Origin of the sequence: Enterobacter cloacae complex sp. I2, from assembly GCF_014896205.1 — a bacterium.
GTDB lineage: Bacteria > Pseudomonadota > Gammaproteobacteria > Enterobacterales > Enterobacteriaceae > Enterobacter > Enterobacter quasihormaechei.
This window is the reverse complement of sequence record NZ_JADBRA010000014.1, coordinates 37,046-55,324: the sequence shown is the minus strand read 5'-3', so window position 1 is coordinate 55,324 and position 18,279 is coordinate 37,046. Positions and strand designations below refer to the sequence as shown.

The window sequence follows — 18,279 nt, the reverse complement described above, 5'->3', positions numbered from 1 at the left end:
AAATGTGATGTCCCGTTCTCTTTCGCAAACTGGCGAAGCGAAGCGCCGCTTCAGCTGGCCGACCGGCACGCCGCAAATCGTGGCGCTGCTGCTGGTGCTGCTGGTGGATAGCCTGGTAGCCCCGCATTTTTTCCAGATCGTCGTGCAGGATGGCCGCCTGTTTGGTAGCCCGATCGACATCTTAAACCGTGCCGCGCCCGTGGCGCTGCTGGCGATTGGCATGACGCTGGTGATTGCCACCGGCGGGATCGACCTCTCCGTCGGTGCGGTAATGGCGATTGCGGGCGCCACCGCAGCCTCGATGACCGTTGCCGGGCACAGCCTGCCGGTGGTTCTGCTCGCCGCGCTGGGGTCCGGCGTATTAGCCGGGCTGTGGAACGGCATTCTGGTCGCGGTGCTCAAGATCCAGCCATTTGTCGCGACGTTGATTTTGATGGTGGCCGGGCGCGGCGTGGCGCAGCTTATTACCTCCGGTCAAATCGTCACCTTTAGCTCCCCGAGCCTGGCGTGGATCGGCAGCGGTAACGTCCTGTACTTCCCGACGCCGGTGATCGTTGCCCTCGTGACGCTGGTTATCTTTTGGCTTTTCACCCGCAAAACGGCGCTCGGGATGTTCATCGAAGCGGTGGGGATTAACATTCGGGCCGCGAAAAACGCCGGCGTGAATACCCGGCTGATGGTGATGCTGACCTACGTCCTGAGCGGCGTCTGCGCCGCGATTGCCGGGGTGATCGTGGCCGCCGATATTCGTGGGGCGGATGCCAACAACGCCGGGCTCTGGCTGGAGCTGGACGCGATCCTCGCGGTGGTGATCGGCGGCGGATCGCTGATGGGCGGACGGTTTAACCTGCTGCTCTCGGTGGTGGGGGCGCTGATTATTCAGGGTATGAATACCGGTATTTTGCTCTCCGGCTTCCAGCCGGAGCTCAATCAGGTCGTCAAAGCGGTCGTGGTGCTTATCGTGCTTATCGTGCAGTCGCCGCGCTTTATCACTCTCATTAAGGGGATCCGCGGTCATGATAAAACGTAATTTGCCGTTAACGATCACGCTGGGCGTGTTCGTGCTGGGCTACCTCTACTGCCTGACCCAGTTCCCGGGTTTCGCCTCCACGCGGGTGATTTGCAACATTCTGACCGATAACGCGTTTCTCGGGATTATTGCCGTCGGCATGACCTTTGTGATCCTCTCCGGCGGGATCGACCTCTCCGTTGGGTCGGTGATCGCCTTTACCGGCGTGTTCCTCGCCAAGGCCATTGGCTTCTGGGGCATTTCGCCGCTGCTGGCGTTCCCGCTGGTGCTGGCCATGGGCTGCGCGTTCGGCGCCTTTATGGGGCTTTTAATCGACGCGCTGAAAATCCCGGCGTTTATCATCACCCTTGCCGGGATGTTCTTCCTGCGCGGCGTGAGCTATCTGGTGTCGGAGGAGTCGATTCCGATTAACCACCCGATCTACGATACGCTCTCGAGCCTGGCGTGGAAAATTCCCGGCGGAGGGCGCCTGAGCGCGATGGGGCTGCTGATGCTGGGCGTGGTGGTGATTGGGATCTTCCTCGCCCACCGTACCCGGTTTGGTAATCAGGTGTATGCCATTGGCGGCAGCGCCACGTCCGCGAACCTGATGGGGATTTCCACGCGCAGCACCACCATCCGCATCTATATGCTTTCGACCGGCCTTGCCACGCTCGCGGGGATTGTGTTTTCGGTGTATACCCAGGCAGGCTATGCGCTGGCGGGGGTGGGGGTTGAGCTGGACGCCATTGCCTCGGTGGTCATCGGCGGCACGCTGCTCAGCGGCGGTGTGGGGACGGTGCTCGGCACGCTATTTGGCGTGGCGATCCAGGGGCTGATTCAGACTTACATCAACTTCGACGGCACGCTCAGCTCCTGGTGGACCAAAATCGCCATTGGCATTCTGCTGTTTATTTTTATCGCGCTCCAGCGCGGCCTGACGGTGCTGTGGGAGAACCGCCAAAGCTCGCCTGTTACCCGTGTAAATACCTCTGTAACAGGGCGATAACGTGCTGAAATTGCTTAAAGTCTAAACATTTTCCGGTAGCGGCCGATACTCTTTTTTTATGCCCAGAAATATCTCGCTACCGGAAATAACATCATGCTTAAAACGCTATCGATTCGTACCGGCTTGCTCTCTTTACTGGCCGTTATGACCCTTCTGCTGCTGATTGTCAGCGGCATCGGCATTTATGCCCTTACACAAAGCTCCGCTTCTCTCCAGCGCATCAATCACCTTCAGGGTGAACAGATGGTGCAGCTGAATGCCGGCTATACGCTGATCCTGCGCGCGCGTAACGAAGCGGGTCAGGCCGTCCGCATGATGGAGGTCGGCCTGCTGGACGATGCGGCCAAGGCGGTCAAAACCATTAACCAGGAAGTGACGCTGGCACAGAAAACGCTGAAGGGCGTGATCGGCGGTGGCGTGGCGGATGAACAGGGACAAAAGCTGCTGGATAAGGTCGCCGCGAGCCTGGCGGTGTACAACCAGCAGGGCATCACCCCGATGCTGAACGCCCTGAACGAGCAAAGCGCGGACGGCTATTACGATCTGCTGGAAAGCAAGCTGGTGCCGGTGGCGAAGCAGTTTGATAACGATATGCAGGCGTTCCAGGCGTGGAGCGAGGCGCGCGGCAAAGCGGAAGTGAGCGCCGTGCAGGCGAGTAAAACCCGCGTGCTGATCCTGATTATCGTCGCGGCGCTGCTGACGGCAGGCATTATCGTGCTGGCCTGGCTGGTGCTGCGCCATATGCTGCTCAAGCCGCTTTCAGCCTCAATTGCCCAGCTGGAACACGTGGCGGCAGGGGATTTGACCTACGCCCTGAACGCGCCTGCGAGCCAGGAATTTAATCGCCTCAACGCGGCCATCGAAGAGATGCGTCAGTCGCTGATGGGCTCCGTCCTGCGCGTGCGCGACGCCAGCTCGCAGATTGATACCGGCAGCCGCGAGCTGACGGCCGGGAACCTGAACCTTGCCCAGCGCACGGAATCTACCGCCACGTCGCTGGAGCAGACGGCCGCCAGTATGGAAGAGATCACCGCCACGGTGAAACGTAACGCCGAAAACGCCGGGCAGGCGCACCAGCTGGCGCAGTCGGTCTCCGACACCGCCGATCGCGGCAGCGAAATGGTCTGCTACGTCATTGAGAAGATGCGCGATATCTCCGGCAGCGCGGCGCGCATCGCCGATATCCTGAGCGTTATCGATGGGATCGCCTTCCAGACCAATATTCTGGCGCTGAACGCGTCCGTAGAAGCGGCGCGTGCGGGCGAGCAGGGACGGGGTTTTGCGGTCGTGGCGGGTGAGGTGCGCAATCTCGCCAGCCGCAGTGCCGATGCGGCGAAGGAGATCCGCTCGCTTATCAGCGATTCGCAAACCCACGTGAACGAGGGCAGCGAGCTGGCGCAACAGGCCGGTGAGACGATGGACGAGATCGCCACCGAAGTGCTGCGTATGACCAAACTGATGCGAGAAATTGCAACGGCGTCTCAGGAGCAGAGCCGCGGCATTGAGCAGGTGAATATCGCCGTTAATCAGATGGATGAAACGGCGCAACAAAACGCGGCGCTGGTTCAACAATCCTCTGCGGCAACACGTTCCCTGGAGGCGCAGTCGCGCGAGCTGATGGAGGCGATGGCCTCCTTCAGGCTGACGGCGCAAACGGCATGATAAAAAAAGGGGAGCCTGTCAGGCTCCCCTTTTTACGCCTTACGCGTCCGGGAATTCGCGGATCATGCGTTCAACGTCTTCCACCATATGGTTATTGCCGACGAAGAACGAACGGCGCTGGTGCAGGCTTTCCGGCACGATATCCAGGATACGCTCTTTACCGTCGCTCGCCTTGCCGCCCGCCTGCTCGGCCAGGAACGCCATCGGGTTGCACTCGTACAGCAGACGCAGCTTCCCGTCAGGATGGCTTGCCGTGCTTGGATAAAGGTAAATCCCGCCCTTCAGCAGGTTGCGGTGGAAATCCGCCACCAGCGAGCCGATATAGCGCGAGGTGTACGGGCGCTGCGTGGCTTTATCCTCTTCCTGGCAGAATTTGATGTACTTCTTCACGCCGTTCGGGAATTTGATGTAATTGCCTTCGTTGATGGAGTAGGTATTGCCCTTCTCCGGGAAGCGCATACGCTCCTGGCACAGGCAGAACACGCCCAGTGACGGATCGTAGGTAAAGGCGTGCACGCCGCAGCCGGTGGTGTACACCAGCATGGTGGACGAGCCATACACCACGTAGCCGGCGGCAACCTGATTGCTGCCCGGTTGCAGGAAGTCTTCTTCCGTCACCGGTGTGCCAACCGGCGTAACGCGACGGTAGATGGAGAAAATGGTACCAACAGAAACGTTAACGTCGATGTTGGAGGAGCCGTCGAGCGGATCCATCAGAACAACGTATTTCGCGTGTTCGCACCCTTCGAAGACGACGATCTCATCTTCTTCTTCAGAGGCGATACCCGCAACGATGTCGCGCGCGCGCAGTGCTGCTTTCAGTTTTTCATTGGCGAACAGGTCGAGTTTTTGCTGAACCTCACCCTGAACGTTCTCGGCACCGCTGGCACCCAGGATATCGACCAGACCGGCCTTGTTGATATCGCGGTGGATGATCTTAGCGCCCAGCTTTATTGCCGACAGCAAAGCAGTGAGCTCACCCGTAGCATGAGAGAACTCGTGCTGCTTTTCGACAATAAATTCACCTAACGTTTTCATAACACTTTCCCTGCATCTTATGTTGAGTAAAGCGGTTGATGTCCAACAATCTTAACAAACATTCAAATATTAGCGCAGAGGTGAATCGCGCCAGCAAAATACGGATTTACCTGAAATGCGTTTCACAGCCGCTGACATGTGGGTAAAATGTGCGCCACATTAAAGAAGGATAGTGACGTATGCGCATTCATATATTGGGGATTTGTGGCACTTTCATGGGCGGACTGGCAATGCTGGCGCGCTCGCTGGGCCATGAAGTGACAGGTTCGGACGCCAATGTGTATCCGCCGATGAGCACGCTGCTGGAGAAGCAGGGAATTTCTCTGATTCAGGGATACGACGCCAGCCAGCTGGAGCCGCAGCCGGATCTGGTGATCGTTGGCAACGCCATGACCCGTGGGAATCCATGCGTTGAAGCAGTGCTGGAACGCAATATCCCGTACATGTCTGGCCCGCAGTGGCTGCATGATTTTGTCCTGCGCGACCGCTGGGTGGTCGCCGTAGCCGGGACGCACGGCAAAACCACCACCGCCGGTATGGCGACCTGGATCCTCGAAGCCTGCGGTTACAAGCCGGGCTTCGTGATCGGCGGCGTGCCGGGGAATTTTGACGTTTCCGCGCGTCTGGGCGACAGCCCGTTCTTTGTGATTGAAGCGGATGAATACGACTGCGCATTCTTCGACAAGCGATCCAAATTCGTGCACTACTGCCCGCGCACGCTGATCCTCAATAACCTTGAGTTCGATCACGCGGATATCTTTGACGACCTGAAGGCGATCCAGAAACAGTTCCACCATCTGGTGCGCATCGTGCCGGGCCAGGGCCGTATCATCCTGCCGGAGAACGACATCAACCTGAAGCAGACCCTGGCGATGGGCTGCTGGAGCGAGCAGGAGCTGGTGGGCGAGCAGGGCCACTGGCAGGCGAAAAAACTGAACGCCGATGCCTCCGAGTGGGAAGTGCTGCTCGACGGTGAGAAAGTCGGTGAAGTGAAGTGGGGCCTGGTGGGCGAACACAACATGCACAACGGCCTGATGGCGATAGCGGCGGCGCGTCATGTGGGGGTTCTGCCTGCGGATGCCGCCAGTGCGCTGGGCACGTTTATCAACGCCCGTCGTCGTCTGGAACTGCGCGGTGAAGCCCACGGCGTGACGGTGTACGACGATTTCGCGCACCACCCAACCGCCATTCTGGCGACGCTTGCCGCATTGCGTGGCAAAGTCGGCGGCACCGCACGCATTCTGGCCGTACTGGAACCGCGTTCAAACACCATGAAAATGGGGATCTGTAAAGACGATCTCGCACCGTCCTTAGGGCGTGCCGATGAGGTCTTCCTGCTGCAACCGCAGCATATTCCGTGGCAGGTGGCCGAAGTGGCCGACGCCTGCATTCAGCCGGCGCACTGGAGTGCGGACGTGGATGTCTTAGCGGATATGGTGGTGAAAGCCGCTCAGCCTGGCGACCACATTCTGGTGATGAGCAACGGCGGGTTTGGTGGGATCCATCAGAAGCTGCTGGACGGTCTGGCGAAGAAAGCCGCAGCCGCAGCGTAAAAAAAAGCCCGGTGGCGCTAGCGCTTACCGGGCCTACATTTTTTCGCACGACCTTGCAGGCCGGATAAGGCATTTACGCCGCCATCCGGCGCAAACCCGCACAGATTACTCTTCGTTCTCAGACAGCTCGCGCAGATACTGGAAAATCAGGCGCGCTGACTTCGGCGGCTTATTCCCTTCTTTCTCTTTCTTCGCGTTGCGGATAAGCGATCGCAGCTGCTGGCGGTCGGCATTCGGCCACAGGTTCAGCACTTCGGGTACCGCGTCATCACCTTGCTCGATCAAACGATCGCGGATCTGCTCCAGCTTATGGAACAGCGCAACCTGCTGGTTATGGCGGTTTTTCAGCTTATCCAGCGCCTGACGGATCGGCTCCACGTCACGCTGACGCAGCAGTTTACCGATAAGCTGAAGCTGGCGGCGACGCCCTTCTTTCTTGATTTTCTGTGCCAGTTCAATGGCATCACGCAGATCCTGGTCGAGCGGGAGCTTATCCAGCGCGTTTTTACCCAGTTCTACCATTTCTGCGCCAAGCTGTTTTAACTCTTCGGCGTCACGTTTAATTTCACTTTTACTGACCCAGATGATCTCATCATCTTCGTCTTCGATGTCATCACCGGGAACGTCGTCGAGCCAGTCTTCGGGCTGCTTAGTCATGTCAGGCTCCTTAAAAAAAGAGGCTAATGTTACCAGTTAAGACGCGCACTGAAAAACGGTTCTCTGTTAGACTTCACTTAACTCTCTCTTACAGTATGGCATTTGCGATGAAAGTAACCTCACAAGTTGAAGCGCAGCGTAAGATCCTGGAAGAAGCCGTCTCCACCGCGCTGACGCTCGCTTCAGGCAAATCAGATGGCGCCGAAGTGGCGGTCAGCAAAACCACCGGCATTAGCGTGAGCACCCGCTATGGCGAAGTGGAGAACGTAGAATTTAACAGCGATGGCGCGCTGGGGATCACCGTGTATCACCAGAATCGCAAAGGCAGCGCGTCGTCTACCGATCTCAGCCCGGATGCCATCGCCCGGACGGTGCAGGCGGCGCTGGATATCGCCCGCTACACCTCGCCGGATCCTTACGCTGGCGTGGCCGATAAAGAGCTGCTGGCGTTTGACGCGCCGGATCTCGATCTGTTCCATCCGGCGGAAGTGACCCCGGACGAAGCCATTGAGCTGGCCTCGCGCGCCGAGCAGGCGTCTTTGCAGGCCGACAAACGCATCACCAACACCGAAGGCGGCAGCTTTAACAGCCACTACGGCATCAAAGTGTTCGGTAACTCGCACGGCATGTTGCAGGGGTACTGCTCAACCCGTCACTCGCTGTCCAGCTGCGTGATCGCCGAAGAGAACGGCGATATGGAGCGCGATTACGCGTATACCATTGGCCGCGCGCTGGGGGATTTGCAGTCTCCCGAGTGGGTAGGTAAAGAGTGTGCCGAACGCACGCTGTCACGCCTCTCACCGCGTAAGCTCTCCACCATGAAAGCCCCGGTCATTTTTGCCAATGAAGTGGCGACCGGCCTGTTTGGTCATCTGGTGGGGGCGATTGCGGGCGGTTCGGTGTACCGTAAATCGACCTTCCTGCTCGACTCGCTGGGCAAGCAGATCCTGCCGGAATGGCTGACCATCGAAGAGCATCCGCACCTGCTGAAAGGGCTGGCGTCTACGCCGTTCGACAGCGAAGGCGTGCGCACGGAACGCCGGGATATCATTAAAGACGGCGTGCTGACCCAGTGGCTGCTGACCAACTACTCCGCGCGCAAGCTGGGGCTGAAAAGCACCGGGCACGCGGGTGGGATCCACAACTGGCGCATTGCCGGACAGGGCCTGAACTTTGAGCAGATGCTGAAAGAGATGGGCACCGGCCTGGTGGTGACCGAGCTGATGGGGCAGGGCGTGAGCGGCATCACCGGAGACTATTCTCGCGGTGCGGCAGGCTTCTGGGTCGAAAACGGTGAAATTCAGTATCCGGTGAGCGAAATCACCATCGCCGGCAACCTCAAGGACATGTGGCGCAATATTGTTACGGTCGGTAACGATATTGAAACACGCAGCAATATTCAGTGTGGTTCTGTATTGCTGCCGGAGATGAAAATCGCCGGTCAGTAATACCCGTAAAAGCGTGTTTAATAATAAAAAAGGAAGTGAGCAATGCGTAAACACCTGTTAGCGATCGTCGCGGCTTCAACGCTGGTTCTTGGCTCGTCCGCGTTTGCTGCCGATCTCGAAGACAACATGGACATCCTCAGTGAAAATCTGAAGGTGGTGCAGAAAACCGACAATGCCGCCGAGATGAAGGACGCGCTGACCAAAATGCGTGAAGCGGCGCTGGACGCGCAAAAAGCGACGCCGCCGAAGCTGGAAAGCAAAGCAGCAGACAGCGCCGAGATGAAAGACTATCGTCACGGCTTTGATGTGCTGGTCAGCCAGATCGACGGCGCGCTGAAGCTGGCTAACGAAGGCAAAGTCAAAGAAGCCCAGGCGGCGGCCGACCAGTTTGCGGCGACCCGCAACGCGTATCACAAAAAGTATCGTTAATTGGGTGCCTGAGCTGTACGTCCTTTCTCCGTATGCGGAGGCGCATTACGCGCCCCCGCATCCTTGCTCCTTTCCGTCCCATGCCTGAGACGGTCAGTCTCAAGCACCCGCAGCCACTCTACCCAATCCCCATAAGAAAACCTTATCCACATCACATTTCTACGAGCCCGCTCGTAATCTTTTCCGCTTTGCATACCCCTTATTTGCCGCCAGATAGCGTGATATTCATCACGCAAATACAGCGATTTATCCAGATTCACCGCATTTATGTGGCACAGATCACTGCCGCGGCTCGCCTTTCCACTTCGAAGTGGAAAACAACTCGCTACAAACCCTGCACCTGCAACGTTAGTTTTATTCCAGAGCCATTAACGGGGTAAGACGAGTGAGTAACGGAGCGGTAATGAACGACGTTGGGGAACAGGCGGTGCAGACTGAGCAGCTCGCGAACACCATGCTTCAGCAGGTTTATGCTCTGCTGGCCCGGCACAACATCATCCCCAACGCGGTACAGGAGCAGATGCTGACCTCCCACGTTCGCGCAATGGCGCACCGGTCCGTGACCGGCGAGCCGCTGCCGGAGGTTGAAGCAGAGCTTTTCGACGAAATTTCACCAGATTCAATGCAACTTGCCCGTGAAGTGGTAGCGCAGTTTGGCAACCTTCCTGATGAAGAGGCCTGGCTGCTCTCCGTTCACTTCGAAGTCGCGAAAGACAACCTTTAAGGAGCAACACATGGAACAGATTACAGTCGTGATTGGCGATCGCCTGGGTAAAGGTCAGAAAGTGGCTGCGGGTGTGGAAAAAGCCGGTGGACGCGCGGTTGTCGTACCGGGCATGGCGGCAGACATGAAGCTCGGTGACGTGATGAAAGCGGAAAACGCCACCTTCGGCATCTCCTTCTGTGGCAGCGGCGGCGCGGGCGCCATCACCGCACAAACCAAATATGGCTACAAGGCCAAATACGGCATGCGCTCCGTGGATGAGGGCGTGACCGCCATCAACGAAGGCTGCAACGTGCTGGGCTTTGGCTTTATGGATAAAGAAGAGCTGGGCGAGCGTCTGGTACAGGCGTGGCAGAAGAAGCACGGCGCATAAGCATGAAAGAACAGTTCACAACCACGGTGAGAGTGAAGGGGAAGGGCGACGCCAAAGCGCGCGCCTTTGCCGACGCGCTCAACCACGTTCAGGCCGCGGTGATGAAAGCCTCACCGCATATCTTACTGCGTATTGAGCCACAGGATGTGCAGGTTGTTCAGGCGCAAGAAGCGGTGCGAAAAGAAGCGTTTCTGTTCTTCTTTCTGCGCCGGGAAAGACGCACCTACAGCGTGGAGCTGGATGTGACCGTCAACGTGACTGCCATCAATCTCGACCAGGTGGATTTCGTCACGCAACGCTGATTATTCATAAAAGGGCAGACTGATGTTCTTAATTATATTAATAAAATCGCTCATCATTGGCGGCCTGGTTGGCGTCGGTGTGGGAGCCGGGGCTGCACGCATGTTTCATGCGCCTACCACTCAGGGTATGGGCGCGTTTCGTACGTTGGGGGAACTGAACTCCTGCGAAGGGGATCCGGCCTCCCACTTCTCCTTTGGATTAGGCTTCTTCTTTAACGCCTGGGCCTCTTCCGTGGCCGCAGGTGCCTTCACACAGGACGTTGACCACCGCATCATCCCGAACTGGGGTGCTGCCGCGCTGATGATTAAAAACCGTAACGTCGGCGAAACGCTGCACGATCCCCGCAAAATGGCGATTGCCTGCGGCATCATCGGCATGATCGTCGTGACCTTCCTTAACCTGACCGCTTCCTCCGTGCCGGCCGCACTTCAGGTCACCGCCGTGAAGGTGCTGGTGCCTGCCGCGAACCTGCTGGTCAACACCGTAATGCCGGTGATCTTCTGGCTGGCGGCCATCGACGCGGGTAAAAAATCGGGCTTCTGGGCCACCATCTTTGGCGGCGCGGCGCAGCTGATCATGGGGAACGCCGTACCGGGTCTGGTTCTCGGCATCCTGATCGGTAAAGGCGTTGAGGAGAGCGGCTGGAACCATGTCACCAAAGTGATGATGGCGGCAATCGTTCTGCTGTTCGTGCTGAGCGGCTTCTTCCGCGGCTTCGACATGAAGATGATCGAATCCTTCCATCTGACCGTGCCGAACTGGCTCGACATGATCCACAACTCGCTCAGCGGTAAATAACAGGAGCCTCTACATGGAACAGAATAAAGGTTTTTGGTATGCCGACTGGTCGTTCCCGATCTTCGTTGGCCTGCTCTCCTCCGGCGTCTTCGCCGGGACGCACATGTACTACCTCTACGGCATCGGCGCGTTTAACGAAGTGGCCTTCGTGGCGATGCTGAAAGCGGGAATCGATACCGGCGTCTACGGCGCGGTGGCGGCGTTCGGCGCGAGCTTCCTGTTCGCCCGTATTATCGAAGGATCGCTGGTCGGTATTCTTGATATCGGTGGGGCGATCCAGACCGGCGTGGGCCTCGGCGTACCGGCGCTGCTGCTGGGCGCGGGGATCATGTTCCCGGTGACCAACTTCATTGCCTCGCTGATTACCGGCCTGGTGATTGGTCTGGCGATTGGCTACGTCATCATCCTGGCGCGTAAGTTCACCATCAACCAGAGTAATTCCACCTACGGGGCTGACGTGATGATGGGCGCGGGTAACGCCTCTGGCCGCTTCCTCGGGCCGCTGATTATCCTCAGCGCCATGACCGCCTCCATTCCAATCGGCGTCGGTTCGCTGGTGGGCGCGCTGCTGTTCTACATCTGGCAGAAGCCGATTACCGGTGGCGCCATCCTCGGCGCAATGATTTTGGGCTGGCTGTTCCCGGTCGCCCTTTAATACCCGCGGGCGCATCAGCGCCCGCCCTATCAGGAGAACCCCATGTTTGATTTACTCCTGCGCCGTGCGCGCCTCGCCGACGATACCCTGACCGATATCGCCATTCAGGACGGGAAGATCGCCGCGACGGGCGAAATTGACGATCCCGCCCGTAAAACGGTTGAGCTTAACGGTGACGTGTACGTCAGCGCGGGCTGGATTGACTCCCACGTTCACTGCTACCCGAACTCCCCGATTTACCACGACGAGCCGGATAGCGTGGGCATTGCCACCGGCGTCACCTCCGTGGTGGACGCGGGCAGTACCGGTGCCGACGACGTGGACGATTTTTACCAAATCACCCGCAAAGCCTCCACCGACGTCTTTGCCCTGCTGAACATCTCCCGCGTGGGGCTGATTGCCCAGAACGAGCTGGCCAACATGGCGAACATTGACGCCGATGCGGTGAAGCAGGCGGTGAAGCGCCACCCGAATTTCATCGTCGGCCTGAAGGCGCGCATGAGCAGCAGCGTGGTCGGCGAGAATGGCATCACGCCGCTGGAGCGCGCCAAAACGATCCAGAAAGAGAATGGCGACCTGCCGCTGATGGTGCACATCGGCAATAACCCGCCGAACCTCGATGAAATCGCTGAACTTTTGAGTTCGGGCGACATCATTACCCACTGCTACAACGGCAAGCCTAACCGCATTCTGACGCCCTCCGGCGAGCTGCGCGCCTCCATCACCTCCGCCCTGAAGTGCGGCGTGCGTCTGGACGTCGGCCACGGCACGGCGAGCTTCAGCTTTGAGGTGGCGAAACGCGCCATCGCGATGGGCATTCTGCCGCACACCATCAGCTCGGATATCTACTGCCGCAACCGCATCAACGGCCCGGTCGGCTCGCTGGCAAGCGTGATGTCGAAATTCCTCGCCATCGGCATGTCATTGCCGCAGGTGATTGACTGCGTCACCGCGAACGCCGCAGACGGCCTGCGCCTGACGCGCAAGGGCCGCATTCAGCCTGGCCTCGACGCCGACCTGACGCTATTCACGATTAAACGCCAGCCAACGGTGCTGACGGACGCTGAAAACGACAGTCTGCAAGCTGAACACATTCTGGTGCCGCTTGCCGCGATCCGCGCGGGCAAGGGCTACATGACCGAACAAGGGAGCACGGAACATGCCTTCGATTTATGAGAAGTATAATTTAAAGCAGGTTATCAACACCTCTGGCCGCATGACGGCGCTGGGCGTCTCCACGCCGCGCCCGGAGGTGGTGCAGGCGGCGATGGACGGCATGAATCACTATTTCGAGATGAAGGATCTGGTTAACAAAACCGGGGAATACATCGCGAAGCTGCTGGATGTGGAAGGCGCGACGGTGGTCTCCTGCGCGTCGGCAGGCATAGCCCAGTCCGTGGCGGCGGTGCTGGTGAAAGACAGCGACTGGCTGCTGGAAAACCTGCACGTCACGCCAATCGAGAACAATGAAATCGTCCTGCCGAAAGGCCATAACGTTAACTTTGGCGCGCCGGTCGGCACCATGGTGGCGCTGGGCGGCGGCAAGCTGGTGGAAGCGGGCTACGCCAACGAATGCTCCGCCGACCAGCTGGCGGCGGCCATCACCCCGCGCACCGCGGCGATCCTCTACATCAAGTCCCACCACTGCGTGCAGAAAAGCATGCTCAGCGTCGAGCAGGCCGCGGTCGTGGCGCGTAAATACTCCCTGCCGCTGATCGTTGATGCCGCGGCGGAAGAAGATCTGCACGCGTACTACCGTTCCGGCGCGGATCTGGTGATTTACAGCGGCGCGAAGGCGATCGAGGGGCCAACCAGCGGCCTGGTGATCGGCAAAACCCAGTACGTTGAGTGGGTGAAGCGCCAGACGGCGGGCATTGGCCGCGCGATGAAGGTGGGTAAAGAGGGGATCCTCGGCCTGACCTGCGCCATCGAACACTACCTGACGGCCACCAAAGAGAGTGGTGCCGAGATGATGGCGAAGATGACGCCGTTTATCGACGCACTCAACACCCTGAACGGCGTCACCGCGCGCGTGGTCTGGGACAGCGCCGGTCGCGACATCGCCCGCACCGAGATTAAGTTTGACGAAGCCACCACCGGCGTTGGCACTGGCGACCTTGTCGCCCAGCTGAAGCAGGGGGAATACGCCATTTACTTCCGTGGCTACAAGGCCAACGAAGGGATTATCGAAGCGGACGTGCGCAGCGTGAGCGCTGACCAGCTGAACATCGTGTACCGCCGCATTAGCGAAGTGTTAGGACAGGAGAAAAACGCATGAAACTGACCCCCAATTTTTACCGTGACCGCGTCTGCCTGAACGTGCTGGCCGGCTCAAAGGCCAACGCCAGTGCCATTTACGAGGCGGCGGAAGGTCACGTGCTGGTGGGCGTGCTCTCCAAAAATTACCCGGACGTGGCGAGCGCGGTCGCGGATATGCGTGAATACGCGGCGCTGATTGATAACGCGCTCTCCGTGGGGCTGGGCGCGGGCGATCCGAACCAGTCGGCCATGGTGAGTGAAATCTCCCGCCAGGTGCAGCCGCAGCACGTCAACCAGGTCTTTACCGGTGTAGCCGCCAGCCGCGCGCTGCTGGGGCAGAATGAATCGGTGGTCAACGGCCTGGTCTCTCCGACCGGGACCGTCGGCATGGTGAAAATCTCCACCGGCCCGCTGAGCAGCAAAGCGCCGGACGGCATCGTGCCGGTTGAAACGGCGATTGCTCTGCTGAAAGACTTCGGCGGCAGCTCGATCAAGTACTTCCCGATGGGCGGCCTCAAGTGCCGTGATGAATACCAGGCGGTGGCGGAAGCCTGCGCCCACCACGACTTCTGGCTGGAGCCGACCGGGGGGATCGATCTGGAGAACTTTGAGGCGATCTTGCAGATTGCCCTCGACGCGGGCGTGAGCAAAATCATCCCGCACATCTACAGTTCAATTATCGACAAAGCCAGCGGTGATACGCGTCCGGAAGATGTGCGTACGCTGCTGGAAATGACGAAGAAGCTGGTGAAGTAGAATAAAACCTTACCCCTCACCTAAAGGAGCCACCATGCACACCCGTAACCTGCTCGTCGCTTCACTCTCAATGCTCGCCACCGCCGCTGTCGCCCAGACGCAATACGCCTGGGTGGGTACCTATAATCCGAACGGTGAAGGGCTGTACCGTTTTACCGTTGACCCGCAAACCGGCGCGCTCGATAACAAAACGCTGGTGAGCAAACTGCCGAATGCGGCGCAGTTGACCCTTTCGCAAGACGGTAAAACGCTGTATCTGGCAAGCGAAGTGGAGCAGGGCGTGGTGCAGGCGCTGCGCATCGGCGATGACGGCGCGCTAAGCGAACTGAATCAGGTGGCCTCCGGCGGTGCCGGGCCGGTTTATCTCTCCCTGACGCCGAACGGCAGGCACCTGCTGGTAGCGAACTACGTCAGCGGAACCGTCGCGGTGCTCCCCGTTAACGCAGACGGCAGCCTGGGCGACGCCACGGACACGCATCAGGATCGAGGCGAACCGGGCGCGGCGAAGCCGGAAGCTGCCGTTGAGGGCAGTTTCGCGATCAGCGATCATAACGGCCCGCATGCGCACATGATCGCCGCCGATCCGAGCGGGAAGTACGTTTTTTCCACCGATCTTGGTCTGGATCGTATCTATCAGTACCGTTTTGACGATCGAGCAGGAAAGCTGATCCCGAACGATCCGCCGTTTATCAGCGCCTCTTCGAAAGGCGCTGGCCCGCGCCACTTCGTCTTTACGCCGAAAGGCGATGCCCTGTGGCTGATTAACGAAGAGGCCTCTACGCTCACCCATTATGCGCTGGACAGCAGCGGCAGGCTAAAAGAGGGTAAAACCGTTTCAGCTCTGCCGGACGGTTACAAAGGCACCAGTTTTGCTGCCGGGCTGGCGCTAAGCGCCGATGGTAAACAGCTGTATGTCGCTAACCGTTTGCATAACAGCATCGGGCACTTTACCGTAACGGCAGAAGGGACGCTGACGCATCAGGACGATGTCTGGACGCGGGGTGACTATCCGCGCACCCTGACGCTCGATAAGCAGGGGCGCTGGCTGTACGTCATGAACCAGCGCAGCGACAATATTACCCGTTTCCGCGTGGCGCCGGACGGCAAGCTGAGCGCCGAGCCAGACTATACCCCGGTCGGCAGCCCATCCCAGATGGTCATTTCACCCTGAGCAGTAAGAGGACAACGACGTGCGATTTCCGAACCAACGTTTAGCGCAACTTTTCGAGCTGTTGCAAAACGAGACGCTGCCGCAGGACGAGCTGGCGCAGCGGCTGTCGGTCTCCACGCGAACCGTCCGGGCGGACATCACCGCCCTCAACGCGCTGCTGGCAGGCCACGGGGCGCAGTTTATCCTGAGCCGCGGCAGCGGCTATCAGCTAAAAATTGATGATGCCCAGCGCTATCAACAATTGCAGGCCTCCCACCCGCGCGCGCTGCGCATTCCGCGAACCGGGCCGGAGCGCGTGCACTATCTGGTGGTGCGTTTTCTCACCTCGGCATTTTCCCTTAAGCTGGAGGATCTGGCCGACGAGTGGTTCGTCAGCCGGGCCACATTGCAGAGCGACATGGTGGAAGTGCGCGAGTGGTTCCATCGCTACAACCTGACGCTGGAAACCCGTCCGCGCCACGGCATGAAGCTGTTTGGCAGCGAGATGGCGATCCGCGCCTGCCTGACCGACCTCCTGTGGGAGCTGGCGCAGCAGGACAGCCTGAACCCGCTGGTGACCGACGTGGCACTGAATGCGGGCGTGGCGGAAAAGATGGTGCCGGTGCTGCACGATGCGCTGACGCGCCATCACATTCGTCTGACCGACGAAGGCGAGCTGTTCCTGCGCCTGTACTGCGCGGTGTCGGTGCGGCGCATCAGCGAGGGGTATCCGCTGCCGGAATTCCACGCAGAAGATGTGGAAGAGAACGTGCGCGAGGCGGCGAAGGATATTGCGGTAGCCATCCAGGAGCTGGCGGGCAAGGCGCTTGCGCCATCGGAAGAGAGCTGGCTGTGCGTGCACATCGCGGCGCGGCAGATCCAGGAGATTGCCCCCAGCGCGATTAACGCCGACGACGACGAAGCGCTGGTCAACTATATCCTGCGCTACATCAACACCCACTATAACTACAACCTGCTCAGCGATGCGCAGCTGCACGCCGATCTGCTCACGCACATCAAAACCATGATCACCCGCGTGCGCTATCAAATCATGATCCCCAATCCGCTGCTGGACAACATCAAGCAGCACTACCCGATGGCGTGGGATATGACCCTCGCGGCGGTGTCGAGCTGGGGGAAATACACGCCGTATGCGATCAGCGAGAACGAGATTGGTTTTCTGGTGCTGCACATCGGCGTGGGGCTGGAGCGCCACTACAACATCGGCTACCAGCGCCAGCCGCGCGTGCTGCTGGTGTGCGACGCCGGTAACGCGATGGTGCGCATGATCGAGGCGGTACTTCAGCGTAAATACCCGCAGATCGAGGTGACGCGCACGCTTACTCTGCGCGAGTACGAGCTTGCGGATGCCATCGGTGAAGACTTTGTGATCTCCACCGCTCGCGTGAGCGAAAAGTCCAAGCCGGTGGTGATAATCGCCCCGTTCCCGACCGATTATCAGCTGGAGCAGATCGGCAAGCTGGTGCTGGTGGACCGCACCCGCCCGTGGATGCTGGAGAAATACTTCGACGCGACCCATTTCCGCATTCTCGACAAGCCCGTTGATCGGCAAACGCTGTTCCGCGAACTGTGCGGGCAGCTTGAAGGCGAAGGCTTTGTCGGCGCGGAGTTTCTGGATTCGGTCATCGAGCGTGAAGCGATTGTCAGCACCATGCTCGGGGACGGCATCGCGCTGCCGCACTCCCTCGGCCTGCTGGCGCAAAAAACGGTGGTCTACACCGTGCTCGCCCCGCAGGGCATTCAGTGGGGAGATGAAACGGCGCACGTCATTTTCCTGCTCGCCATCAGCAAAAGCGAATACGAAGAGGCAATGGCGATTTACGACATCTTCGTCACCTTCCTGCGCGAGCGCGCGATGGCGCGCCTGTGCCAGTGCGAGGATTTTGCAGCGTTTAAGGCTGAGGCGATGGAGAGTTTGAGCCGGTTTTGAAGCCAGGCGGATAGAGGATATCCGCCTTCATTTACCGCAAATGATGCACAACCTGGTTGCTGCTGCCGCGCCAGATCAGCATAGGGTCTTTTAAATCCTGCACGAACTTGCCGTCCACCAGCACGTTAATCAGATCCACCACTTCCTTCTGCTGCGCATTCAGCTCATCCAGCTTATAGCCCGTCCAGACCCAGATATCTTTTCCCGCGCACTCGCGGCGGATGCGCTTCACCAGCTTCAGTATATCCGGCACGTTTTGCGGATGGAGCGGATCGCCGCCGGAAAGGGAAATCCCCTGACGTTTAATGCGCGTGTCGTTCAGGTCGTCGATGATGCGGTCTTCCATTTCAGCGGTAAACGGCCTACCCGAGTTCAGGCGCCAGGTGCTTTTGTTGTAGCAGCCGGGGCACTCGTGAACGCAGCCTGAAACGAACAGGGTGCAGCGGGTGCCGGGGCCGTTGACGATATCGACGGGGTAGTACTGATGGTAGTTCATAGCGGTTAA

At 59.1% G+C, this 18,279-nt stretch carries 19 protein-coding genes; 16 read left to right on the top strand and 3 right to left on the bottom strand.

The genetic code is table 11. The features are described from left to right. The first annotated feature begins 4 nt into the window (after window positions 1-4). The 3 genes from ytfT to IM300_RS13510 all read left to right on the top strand — a co-directional run bounded on the left by ytfT (window position 5) and on the right by IM300_RS13510 (window position 3,680). Window positions 5-1,030: a galactofuranose ABC transporter, ATP-binding protein YtfT gene (ytfT, locus tag IM300_RS13520; protein WP_165498418.1), complete on the top strand. Its 1,026-nt coding sequence runs from the start codon at window positions 5-7 to the stop codon at window positions 1,028-1,030. Continuing rightward, complete coding sequence (yjfF, locus tag IM300_RS13515) at window positions 1,017-2,018, top strand: galactofuranose ABC transporter, permease protein YjfF (protein ID WP_193036933.1); 1,002 nt, start codon at window positions 1,017-1,019, stop codon at window positions 2,016-2,018. Before ytfT ends, yjfF begins: the two co-directional genes overlap by 14 nt. Window positions 2,019-2,111: 93 nt before the next feature. After that, window positions 2,112-3,680: a methyl-accepting chemotaxis protein gene (locus IM300_RS13510; RefSeq protein WP_107534529.1), complete on the top strand. Its 1,569-nt coding sequence runs from the start codon at window positions 2,112-2,114 to the stop codon at window positions 3,678-3,680. Window positions 3,681-3,719: 39 nt separating this feature from the next. Here the strand turns inward: IM300_RS13510 and fbp are convergent, their stop codons facing one another. Then, window positions 3,720-4,718: a class 1 fructose-bisphosphatase gene (gene fbp, locus IM300_RS13505; RefSeq protein WP_063450890.1), complete on the bottom strand. Its 999-nt coding sequence runs from the start codon at window positions 4,716-4,718 to the stop codon at window positions 3,720-3,722. A gap of 179 nt (window positions 4,719-4,897) precedes the next feature. Here fbp and mpl point away from each other — a divergent pair, with 179 nt between their 5' ends. Continuing rightward, window positions 4,898-6,271: a UDP-N-acetylmuramate:L-alanyl-gamma-D-glutamyl-meso-diaminopimelate ligase gene (mpl, locus tag IM300_RS13500; protein ID WP_102750474.1), complete on the top strand. Its 1,374-nt coding sequence runs from the start codon at window positions 4,898-4,900 to the stop codon at window positions 6,269-6,271. A gap of 105 nt (window positions 6,272-6,376) precedes the next feature. Here the strand turns inward: mpl and yjgA are convergent, their stop codons facing one another. After that, on the bottom strand, window positions 6,377-6,928 hold the full coding sequence (gene yjgA / locus IM300_RS13495; protein WP_063450888.1) for a ribosome biogenesis factor YjgA: 552 nt from the start codon (window positions 6,926-6,928) through the stop codon (window positions 6,377-6,379). A gap of 95 nt (window positions 6,929-7,023) precedes the next feature. Here yjgA and pmbA point away from each other — a divergent pair, with 95 nt between their 5' ends. The 12 genes from pmbA (at window position 7,024) to IM300_RS13435 (ending at window position 17,774) form a co-directional block, all read left to right on the top strand. Further along, window positions 7,024-8,376 carry a metalloprotease PmbA gene (gene pmbA, locus IM300_RS13490; RefSeq protein ID WP_131638033.1) on the top strand — a complete coding sequence of 451 codons (1,353 nt, stop codon included), beginning with the start codon at window positions 7,024-7,026 and terminating at the stop codon, window positions 8,374-8,376. A gap of 42 nt (window positions 8,377-8,418) precedes the next feature. Further along, on the top strand, window positions 8,419-8,805 hold the full coding sequence (cybC, locus tag IM300_RS13485; RefSeq protein ID WP_063867201.1) for a cytochrome b562: 387 nt from the start codon (window positions 8,419-8,421) through the stop codon (window positions 8,803-8,805). Window positions 8,806-9,190: 385 nt separating this feature from the next. Further along, a complete protein-coding gene (locus IM300_RS13480) occupies window positions 9,191-9,529 on the top strand; it encodes a PRD domain-containing protein (protein ID WP_102750472.1) in 339 nt (112 codons plus the stop codon). A 10-nt stretch (window positions 9,530-9,539) separates the two neighbouring features. Next, the gene (locus IM300_RS13475; RefSeq protein WP_006179053.1) at window positions 9,540-9,902 is read left to right on the top strand and encodes an SFCGS family glycine-rich protein; all 363 of its coding nucleotides are present in this window, start codon (window positions 9,540-9,542) and stop codon (window positions 9,900-9,902) included. Window positions 9,903-9,904: 2 nt separating this feature from the next. Further along, on the top strand, window positions 9,905-10,204 hold the full coding sequence (locus tag IM300_RS13470; RefSeq protein WP_006810338.1) for a DUF4312 family protein: 300 nt from the start codon (window positions 9,905-9,907) through the stop codon (window positions 10,202-10,204). A gap of 22 nt (window positions 10,205-10,226) precedes the next feature. After that, window positions 10,227-11,003: a DUF4311 domain-containing protein gene (locus IM300_RS13465; protein WP_006810337.1), complete on the top strand. Its 777-nt coding sequence runs from the start codon at window positions 10,227-10,229 to the stop codon at window positions 11,001-11,003. A gap of 13 nt (window positions 11,004-11,016) precedes the next feature. After that, entirely contained in the window at window positions 11,017-11,658 is a 642-nt protein-coding gene (locus IM300_RS13460) for a DUF4310 family protein (protein ID WP_003856081.1), read from the top strand. 42 nt (window positions 11,659-11,700) lie between these two features. Further along, a complete protein-coding gene (locus IM300_RS13455) occupies window positions 11,701-12,834 on the top strand; it encodes an amidohydrolase/deacetylase family metallohydrolase (RefSeq protein WP_193036931.1) in 1,134 nt (377 codons plus the stop codon). Further along, complete coding sequence (locus IM300_RS13450) at window positions 12,818-13,936, top strand: DgaE family pyridoxal phosphate-dependent ammonia lyase (RefSeq protein ID WP_193036929.1); 1,119 nt, start codon at window positions 12,818-12,820, stop codon at window positions 13,934-13,936. Before IM300_RS13455 ends, IM300_RS13450 begins: the two co-directional genes overlap by 17 nt. Further along, window positions 13,933-14,673 (top strand): KDGP aldolase family protein, encoded by a 741-nt coding sequence (locus tag IM300_RS13445; protein ID WP_193034037.1) that lies wholly within the window; start codon window positions 13,933-13,935, stop codon window positions 14,671-14,673. The genes IM300_RS13450 and IM300_RS13445 overlap by 4 nt, the downstream gene beginning before the upstream one ends. A gap of 34 nt (window positions 14,674-14,707) precedes the next feature. Continuing rightward, on the top strand, window positions 14,708-15,844 hold the full coding sequence (locus IM300_RS13440; RefSeq protein ID WP_193036927.1) for a lactonase family protein: 1,137 nt from the start codon (window positions 14,708-14,710) through the stop codon (window positions 15,842-15,844). A 19-nt stretch (window positions 15,845-15,863) separates the two neighbouring features. Further along, the gene (locus IM300_RS13435) at window positions 15,864-17,774 is read left to right on the top strand and encodes a PRD domain-containing protein (RefSeq protein WP_193036925.1); all 1,911 of its coding nucleotides are present in this window, start codon (window positions 15,864-15,866) and stop codon (window positions 17,772-17,774) included. Window positions 17,775-17,805: 31 nt separating this feature from the next. On the opposite strand, the gene nrdG is transcribed toward IM300_RS13435, so the two are convergent. Beyond that, window positions 17,806-18,270: an anaerobic ribonucleoside-triphosphate reductase-activating protein gene (gene nrdG / locus IM300_RS13430; protein WP_112792389.1), complete on the bottom strand. Its 465-nt coding sequence runs from the start codon at window positions 18,268-18,270 to the stop codon at window positions 17,806-17,808. Between the last annotated feature and the right edge of the window lie 9 nt (window positions 18,271-18,279).

Bases quoted from the DNA above. Each gene is read 5' to 3' on its own strand.
- yjfF (WP_193036933.1), top strand. From the start codon at position 1,017: ATGATAAAACGTAATTTGCCGTTAACGATCACGCTGGGCGTGTTCGTG.
- IM300_RS13510 (WP_107534529.1), top strand. From the start codon at position 2,112: ATGCTTAAAACGCTATCGATTCGTACCGGCTTGCTCTCTTTACTGGCC.
- fbp (WP_063450890.1), bottom strand. From the start codon at position 4,718: ATGAAAACGTTAGGTGAATTTATTGTCGAAAAGCAGCACGAGTTCTCT.
- mpl (WP_102750474.1), top strand. From the start codon at position 4,898: ATGCGCATTCATATATTGGGGATTTGTGGCACTTTCATGGGCGGACTG.
- yjgA (WP_063450888.1), bottom strand. From the start codon at position 6,928: ATGACTAAGCAGCCCGAAGACTGGCTCGACGACGTTCCCGGTGATGAC.
- pmbA (WP_131638033.1), top strand. From the start codon at position 7,024: ATGGCATTTGCGATGAAAGTAACCTCACAAGTTGAAGCGCAGCGTAAG.
- cybC (WP_063867201.1), top strand. From the start codon at position 8,419: ATGCGTAAACACCTGTTAGCGATCGTCGCGGCTTCAACGCTGGTTCTT.
- IM300_RS13475 (WP_006179053.1), top strand. From the start codon at position 9,540: ATGGAACAGATTACAGTCGTGATTGGCGATCGCCTGGGTAAAGGTCAG.
- IM300_RS13470 (WP_006810338.1), top strand. From the start codon at position 9,905: ATGAAAGAACAGTTCACAACCACGGTGAGAGTGAAGGGGAAGGGCGAC.
- IM300_RS13465 (WP_006810337.1), top strand. From the start codon at position 10,227: ATGTTCTTAATTATATTAATAAAATCGCTCATCATTGGCGGCCTGGTT.
- IM300_RS13460 (WP_003856081.1), top strand. From the start codon at position 11,017: ATGGAACAGAATAAAGGTTTTTGGTATGCCGACTGGTCGTTCCCGATC.
- IM300_RS13455 (WP_193036931.1), top strand. From the start codon at position 11,701: ATGTTTGATTTACTCCTGCGCCGTGCGCGCCTCGCCGACGATACCCTG.
- IM300_RS13450 (WP_193036929.1), top strand. From the start codon at position 12,818: ATGCCTTCGATTTATGAGAAGTATAATTTAAAGCAGGTTATCAACACC.
- IM300_RS13445 (WP_193034037.1), top strand. From the start codon at position 13,933: ATGAAACTGACCCCCAATTTTTACCGTGACCGCGTCTGCCTGAACGTG.
- IM300_RS13440 (WP_193036927.1), top strand. From the start codon at position 14,708: ATGCACACCCGTAACCTGCTCGTCGCTTCACTCTCAATGCTCGCCACC.
- nrdG (WP_112792389.1), bottom strand. From the start codon at position 18,270: ATGAACTACCATCAGTACTACCCCGTCGATATCGTCAACGGCCCCGGC.